This window comes from Rhizobium sp. NLR10b, assembly GCF_019685435.1.
GTDB lineage: Bacteria > Pseudomonadota > Alphaproteobacteria > Rhizobiales > Rhizobiaceae > Rhizobium.
In genome coordinates this window covers 1-7,174 of the sequence record NZ_JABDWV010000039.1, presented here as the reverse complement: position 1 = coordinate 7,174, position 7,174 = coordinate 1, and the positions used below count along the sequence as shown (strand labels likewise).

General features: G+C 55.8%; 6 protein-coding genes and 3 pseudogenes. 4 read left to right on the top strand and 5 right to left on the bottom strand.

Translation table 11 applies throughout. The features are described from left to right. Positions 1–463: 463 nt before the first annotated feature. Positions 464–775, bottom strand: a complete 312-nt coding sequence (locus HJB91_RS30135) for a hypothetical protein (RefSeq protein WP_221156910.1) — start codon at positions 773–775, stop codon at positions 464–466. Positions 776–972: 197 nt separating this feature from the next. Here HJB91_RS30135 and HJB91_RS30130 point away from each other — a divergent pair. The 3 genes and pseudogenes from HJB91_RS30130 to HJB91_RS30120 all read left to right on the top strand — a co-directional run. After that, positions 973–1,184, top strand: a pseudogene (locus HJB91_RS30130) (IS5/IS1182 family transposase); the annotation flags it as partial. 506 nt (positions 1,185–1,690) lie between these two features. Continuing rightward, positions 1,691–1,852 (top strand): annotated as a pseudogene (locus HJB91_RS31025) (substrate-binding domain-containing protein); the annotation flags it as partial. Between the two features lie 424 nt (positions 1,853–2,276). Further along, the gene (locus HJB91_RS30120; protein WP_221156909.1) at positions 2,277–2,495 is read left to right on the top strand and encodes a RodZ family helix-turn-helix domain-containing protein; all 219 of its coding nucleotides are present in this window, start codon (positions 2,277–2,279) and stop codon (positions 2,493–2,495) included. 514 nt (positions 2,496–3,009) lie between these two features. Here HJB91_RS30120 and HJB91_RS31020 read toward each other — a convergent pair. From HJB91_RS31020 to HJB91_RS31015, 4 genes are all read right to left on the bottom strand, one after another. Next, positions 3,010–3,141: a hypothetical protein gene (locus HJB91_RS31020; protein WP_259672831.1), complete on the bottom strand. Its 132-nt coding sequence runs from the start codon at positions 3,139–3,141 to the stop codon at positions 3,010–3,012. Between the two features lie 65 nt (positions 3,142–3,206). Continuing rightward, positions 3,207–3,767: a hypothetical protein gene (locus HJB91_RS30115; protein WP_221156906.1), complete on the bottom strand. Its 561-nt coding sequence runs from the start codon at positions 3,765–3,767 to the stop codon at positions 3,207–3,209. Between the two features lie 130 nt (positions 3,768–3,897). Next, positions 3,898–4,560, bottom strand: a complete 663-nt coding sequence (locus HJB91_RS30110) for a transcriptional regulator (protein WP_221156905.1) — start codon at positions 4,558–4,560, stop codon at positions 3,898–3,900. 1,604 nt (positions 4,561–6,164) lie between these two features. After that, positions 6,165–6,605 (bottom strand): pyridoxal-phosphate dependent enzyme, encoded by a 441-nt coding sequence (locus HJB91_RS31015; RefSeq protein WP_259669996.1) that lies wholly within the window; start codon positions 6,603–6,605, stop codon positions 6,165–6,167. Between the two features lie 442 nt (positions 6,606–7,047). On the opposite strand from HJB91_RS31015, the pseudogene HJB91_RS30100 reads away from it, so the two are divergent. Further along, positions 7,048–7,174 (top strand): annotated as a pseudogene (locus tag HJB91_RS30100) (IS3 family transposase); the annotation flags it as partial.

The window sequence follows — 7,174 nt, the reverse complement described above, 5'->3', positions numbered from 1 at the left end:
GCAGTCGCTGCAAGTGCGGCGATGCGAATGCGTTTCGAAGAACAAAATGACACGGAGAACGAATCCTTTCTGCAGTAAATTTGATGGGCGAACCCTGCGCGTCAAATTTCCTTGATTTTGGCAGGCGAGCGCGCGTTGTCAGCGTATTTGATGCCAGCAGCAAGATTTGAACTGCGCCTTGCGGGTACCGTTTAACGGTCGGGTTCCCGATAGACTTTCATACCATCTTCCGATGTTTCTGCCGTGCTGGTTCACACCTGTTGAAGCCTGTGTGCCCGAGCCGTCCTTTGCTTGCGTCGCATCAAGGTCGTCCATGATTATCCTCCATCCTCTCGCCGACCTGTTGTTGGAGTTTGCAAGCGTTGGCGACGGAGCCGATGCTTCCTTCCTGGAATATGGAAACTCGATAGACGTGGATTTCAAAGGAGGAACGTGGCGGCCGGTCCAAATTCTCCCAAGTCACTTAACGGTTTAGCGCCTTTGTCGTCCTCTCGCTCGTTGCGGGATGTTCATACAGCTGGATCGGATAAAATAGGTAGCAACCGAAAGCAAAATCCAGGAGCAATTGTTCGAAAAAGGTCTTCTTCGTCGACGCAGAGCCCTCCTGCCGGTCGAGTGACAATTGTAGACCGGGCAGCGACACGCCGTCGATGGTTGCCGACCGCAGATGCGAGTAGCCAAGGCGCTTGTCTGATTTCTTTTGGTTATCCATGTCGTCGTGCTCCTTGTGCAAGCCTCCCGACGATGACGTCGCCGGCAAGATTTCAGCATTCATGGGAAAGAATCTTCCTGTTGCACTGTCGTAACTCATCATAACAGGACACTTGATGAAAACGGCAAGCAAGGCAATAGATGTGTCGGATATATTTCAAAGTATATCGTTTCCAATTTGGCAGATCTTACTCTCTATTGCGAGAAACCCGTGAGTATGGAATATATTATTGTATATATATCGCATTTCGTGTCTTTGGCGGCCGCGTGAAATGGCAACTCTCTAACGGCTACGCAAACGCTCGCTGGTCGAAACGGCAATCGGGCGATAAAAGTCCATCATCGGGCGGCGTCTGCGGGCGAGGTCGCGACCTGGTCAGCAGACCAAAGGCGTCATCGGCTGCGCCGTTCTCAATCGCATGCTTGACTGCGCACGCCCGAAATTCGTCCGCCGCAAGGCAGCCTCGGCATGATCAGCCGTTTCAAAGATCCCCACGTTCAATTCCAGATCTGTGCACCAACGCCCGCGGTCGTCGCCGATCGCATTTGTAGAGTTTGCTGTCTCAATGCATCACTTCTTCTCGGAGCTTAAAGCGGCAGCGGAGAGGAACGCGCGGAATTCGACCGCCGTTAAAGAAGTCCGAAGCTGACGCTGACGGAGTCGCCATGGCAGGTGCACGGCCGTCAGCTTCGGTCGAGAATTCGGACCACGATTATTTTTACGCCTTGTGTACTTGTACAATCTATCGCCAGCGATTGGACGCGGACATGAAATAAATTGCATCGACAAGTGCAGATGGCATGTCCATGTCAACGACATGTCCAGAGCGGTCTGCGCCGGAGCCAGGAGCTCCGCGAGAGTGTAGACTTGCTGCCTCGATCGACCCAATTCAGCGACTGCCCGGTCCATTGCGGCAGCGCCGCTCTTGTTAATCTCTCCTGCCATCGCATTCGATATTCGTGAAAATATCCGGGGACTACGGCCAATTGGGATCGTACCCAGGGCGCCGACCTGATGACCAATTGGCTTTCCAGCGGCATCGAATTTGATGCCGTGATCTCCAACAACGACGAAACGGCGATTGGTGCCATACAGGCGCTGAAGGCGGCCGGCAAGGTCATCGGCGGCGTTGACGCCACCCCGGCGATCTCTTCAAGACGACGGCCGATCGGCAGCGCCCGGCAGGTTTCCCACAGAGTCTGGCTGAACCTGCGGGCGATGAGAGTATCGCCGAGGAATTCTCGAATTGTTTGTCCATCGTTGTCCGCTTGGGAATGATCAGTGCATCACTCCCTACGAGCTTCCGACCGGGGCGAACGTTCCTGCCAGAGCGGAAGCTACTTGTCGGCCGTCGTGAGTGTGCGCCGCCGTTGGGAGCCTGGTTACCTCTCGTCGGCTGCCATGTCCGCCCTTCATCGCGTCAGACCTGTACTCCGTCGCACAAACTGATAGAAAGACCGCCCGCGGAGTTCGAAGAAACTGTCCGTTGCCGGACGCGGTCGGCAGCGGTGGAACTAGAAAACGGATGCACGTTTTCCGGCCGCCAAAAGGAGCCTTAATCGACATGAACATGGTCTCGAAGATTTGCGAAATCCCCAGTTGCCCCTCCGTTGGCGCTCTGCTTGCAGAAGCTCGCCTGGCTCGCGGCTATTCGCTGGACGACGTCGCAGAAACTACTGGTCTGACTGTGGCAGAGGTGACAGCTCTGGAGAATGACGCGGATTTCGACGCGTCGAGGATTCGAAGGACCGCATCCGCTCTAGGGATTCTAGAAAAAATATAAGATGTGCCGCGCAGACATCGTTGAACAGCTTCTTCCACGGCTGCACCTCTTCAAGGAAGGTGGGTGCAGCAACTCAAGGGTCGCGCTTCAATGGGATGCTGTTCAACTCGGCTACAGTTTTCAAGGTAGGGCAGGGAACCTCGGCTGTGAGGTTCGACAACCAGCTGACTCTTCAGGGGAATGGCGCTGCTGGCGCAGTTCTTTCGCTCGCAAATTCAGCATGATCGCGTGCAGCTCGATTCCAACGTTCAGCAGTCTCTTGGGAATCCCCTGTATGATCTCGTTTGTTGTTTTGCATCGGTTTGACGCCATCGAAAACTCAACACGCGGTTCACCCGGGTGGCTTGCCCAATAGACGCTAGACGATCAACCGGAAGGACAAGTAAAACATGCAACTTGAGCCCCCCGCCCCCCGTCGATTCTGCGCTCAACGCTATTGGCAATACACCGGTCGTACGCCTGCGTCGCGTCGTACCGGACGGGAGCGCTCAAGTATTTGTGAAACTCGAGTATTTCAGCCGACAGGCTCGTATACGGCTTTGAACCAGGGCGCGTCGTAGCGCTCGTCGATGCCGCGCCTGATGGAGCGAAAGAGTTCGTCTTGGTCCTCGTCGCGACGGAAGACGCGCTTGAACGTTTCGCCCAAGCTTACGGAAATGCGTTTGACACGCTGCTCATGCCCAAAGTCCGCAGAATGCGTTTATGATAGCTTCAGCGTTCGAACCGCTCTAACATCCTCTTCAGTTGTGCGTTTTGCAGCTGAAGCTTGCGCTTCAGTCGATCCCGGAGGAGCCTGATTTCTTCGTCGAGATTGATTGCATCGTCAGAAGCGGTGAGAGCGCTTAAAGAAGGTGGGATAACGACTGCAAGCCTTTCCGCCTTCTTGGCCCGACTGCTGCGCTTTCGCGTTGCACCTTCGCGAGGCTGCGAGGGCTTTAGTGTGGCGTGTGCGGCTGTACCGGCGTCATCGTATAAGACCGGATTGGCCGCCTCCACGGGCCCAGCGCCTTTGATATCTGCCGCGCCATCAACAACGCTTGTCGTTTCCTCGGAATGATCCGGGTCCGCCGGAACCGCCGCAAAATGGCCGTGAAGAACTGGCTTTTCGCTGGCCGGACGGTCTGTGGCGTTCAAGTCGTTGTTGGCTGCTGTTTCAGTCGGCCTGGCGATGGCCAATACGTCCGGCTTCACGTCATCGGTCGAGCCGTGTTCTTGCCTCTGCAGCCGTCGCGGTGACACCAGCCGAGCAAGAAGTTTCCATGGAGACGCCATTTTATTCGACCTCGAATCCTACCCCGTATGCAACTGCGAGCAAAAACGTTGGCGGCAGAACGAACTGCCGCCAAAATCTTCACTTCAATAAGCATGAGAATGCGGCCAGCGCTTGACCGTCTGCTACCGATCAACCGAGGTTGAGTCGCTTCCGCAGATCGGCATTTTCAGCTCGGAGCTTCTCCGCCAGCAGCTTGCGCAGTCTCTGGTTTTCCTCTTCGAGCTGCAGAAGATCCACGATCTCATCAACTGCCGCCACTGACGGTGCAGCCGCTATCGACACAGCCTTCGGAGCACGTTTGACAGGTACACGCTTGGCACTCGTCGTCCCTTCGTCAGGCTTTGCTTTGCGTCCTCTCGTCTGCTTTCCAGCTTTGGCACCCGAAGCCGCTGCCGGTTGCAAAGAAACGGCGGCTGAGGCGGTTTCAGGCAGCACCTTCTTGGCGCGAGGTTTGCGCACCTTCTTCGGTACAGCGGGCGCCGCGGCGCCCGGCGTGTCAGCATTGGTCATCGTATCGTTTTCGTCGGCCATTATGGTCTCCTGTAAAGCCGATGCATTTGTCTCCTGCTCGATCGGCAGTGTCAATAACGGCCCGGCCTGTTCTTCTGCGGATACAAGCATCTCGCTGCTTCTTGCCTGAGGAGCTAATGACATAAATGGCATTGCCTCGTCCTCCATATCTTGCGCAACGGACTTGAGATCCGTGTCTGCCCAGATCGAGCTCGGTTTAGAGTTGAGTTTTCGCCGACCTGATTTGTACTCGATGGCAAAGCTGCGCTGCACTTTTTTCACTTTGAGAAGCCTCGGGTGTCTGTGGCAATTTTTCAGCGACGTCTTCAGTATCGCAACAAGCCTTTCAGATAACGACTGCAGTCCATTTGGTCTATCCTTTTTAAGTATTCGGCTCAAACCCGGGTCCAATCGCAGAGAACCACTTAAGGACGCAACCGTGAGAAAACGATAGAATCGCAGCCGTCGGGATATAGTTCGGTTGACACCGCTTCATTGTGACTGCTTCTTGTTGACTACATCGCATTCCGAGCGGACGAAATCGATGCGGGAGTCCGGGCCAACCCCCGGCAGCATCTTGATCGTTTGTCCGTTTATCAAGAGGCGCCCCGCCGAGCGCTGACCTTCGGTGCGACCGCCCGCGGATTGTCGGGACCCCGCGAGCAACCCGGCAACCACCCAAGCCTTCTGGCGAACATTGATAGGCCCTGCCCCCTCGGCAAATCATCTACAAATGTCCTACACTACCGACTTTATCTCTAAACTGACCCGGTCGACAAACTGAGCACTGACGAATACCGCCGCCTAGTCGAACGCGCGGTAAGAATGGTGCGGGATCATCCGCCATGATCTTCAGCGCTCGGATCATGCCCGCGAGGTTGAGCAAAACACCCTCGACTTCGTCGTTATTCGCAGCAGCCTCTGCCATCAACGCAGCGATCTCAAGGTCCCTCATCGCAACATAATTTCCGCGGCTGGGGTGAGTGCCGGTTTCCAGACGCATCTCGGAACACATACTCGCCGTCTTCGAGCGAGGGCGTCATGTTCGACACCATTTCGAACTTATCTCGCGACACAATCGTCATTTTAGCGGTCTCCTTAGCCTATCATCATGATGTCTTGGGTGTTCATTGTCTAAGACGGGAATTGGGCGCGAATAAATGAGATTTCCTTAACTGGCATAAGGCAGATTGACGCGAGGACGGCCTCTCAGAAGGAGTCAGCATTGTCGTGCGAGTGGGGCGACAAAGTACTTCGGATTACGCCTTCGGCGGTCCCGCAACATATTAGAGCGCCTGAGGAAAAGGCTGGCGGTCTTGAACGTCCGCGCCGGCCTATCCAATTGGGCCGCACGACAATAGCATGTCACCTTGCCGACCAGGATTTCTTGATCGAGGTAGTGATTCCCGACATGGCTACGTATAAAGCGACAGTTCTGATCGCGTTACTCGCTCTTCCTGCAATTGGCGTAATCCGGACATCTTTCGCGATGCGCCCCATGAATCCAACGGTCCGTTACCTCTCGACAGGGCCGGCATCCTTAGTGTCGCGGCAACTCATAGGGTGGCTCCTGTGTCGGGGTCGGAGTAAAAATCACTCATGCGACAATGTTAGGCCGTAATCCGTCGTCAGGGCCGCAGCAGTTGATCAGCTTTCTGACGGACACATCGGCAATGCAGGTAAGAAGGTGGCAAGCCAGACTTGGACTTTGAGGCCGTTTAGATTGGCGATCGTCGTGGCAGAGTCTGGACCGATACAACGAGGCGCGCGTTTGTCTAGGGGGCCGGGGCGTTTTGCCGCGCAGGTTCCAATTCAACCGAAAGTCCAGCATCGTCCCGGCCGTCGCTCGACCGTTATCAGCCATCTGCAAAAAGCTTCCCGTTCATTTACTTTATACCCGTGTCGCTCGCGACCGTGACGACCGTCTTACCCTGCCCCGACTCCTTGGCCAAACGAGTCGCCGCAGTGACATTGAGGCCCGTGGACGTACCGACCAGCAATCCTCCCTCCCGTGCCAATCGGTGACACATAGCGCGTGCTTCCTCTTCCGGAATGCTACGCGCTTCATCATAGAGATCTTGGTTGAGCAAAGGAGGAACGAAGCCTACCCCTATGCCCTCGACGTGGTGGGTTCCGGCCCAATCTTTCGATATGACGGGTGAAGAGGCCGGCTCCAGAACAACGATCCGAACCGTCGCTGAGCGCGACTTCAGAATTCTTGCCACGCCCATTGTCATTCCGGCCACACCAACTGCGCCACAGAAGGCGTCGATACCGTCTGGAAACTGCTCGACCAACTCATGGCCGATTTCCTCATAGCCAATCAAGGCGTCACGGTTTTAAACTGGTCCGAATAATAGCAGTCTGATCGGTTGGAGACCCTCCTGGGCGTGACGGATCATAGACGGAATCAGATCGGCCGAGATTTCGCCGGATGGGCTGTGGATCAGATCAACGGTTGCGCCAAAGCTGCGCATGGTACGCAACTTCTCCATGGCAAAGGCGTTGGAAGAAGCCACAATGAAATGATAGCCTTTCACTGCGCAAACGAAGGCGAGCGAGGACTCCGTGCTTCCCCCCACTCGCCTCGACCACTGTCATTCCTGGCTTCAAATCTCCGCGGCGCTCAGCCTCTTCGATGATGGATTTCGCCATGCGGTCTTTACCCTCTGCAACCCCGGCCAGCGCCGGGCAGGCCAAGCGCTGAGCGTCTACAGGGGGGTGAATATTGGACGCCGATAAGGGGTCAACATTCCGCGCCGATTGACAGCCAAGCTGAAGCGGATCGTCGCCGACCTCTCTCTGGACAAGGCCATGCTCCAGGACGTGCTGTCAAAAAAGCTCTGAGGCCTGCCCGCAAGCGCAAGCTTGTCGACGCGGTCAAGGCTGACTGGAA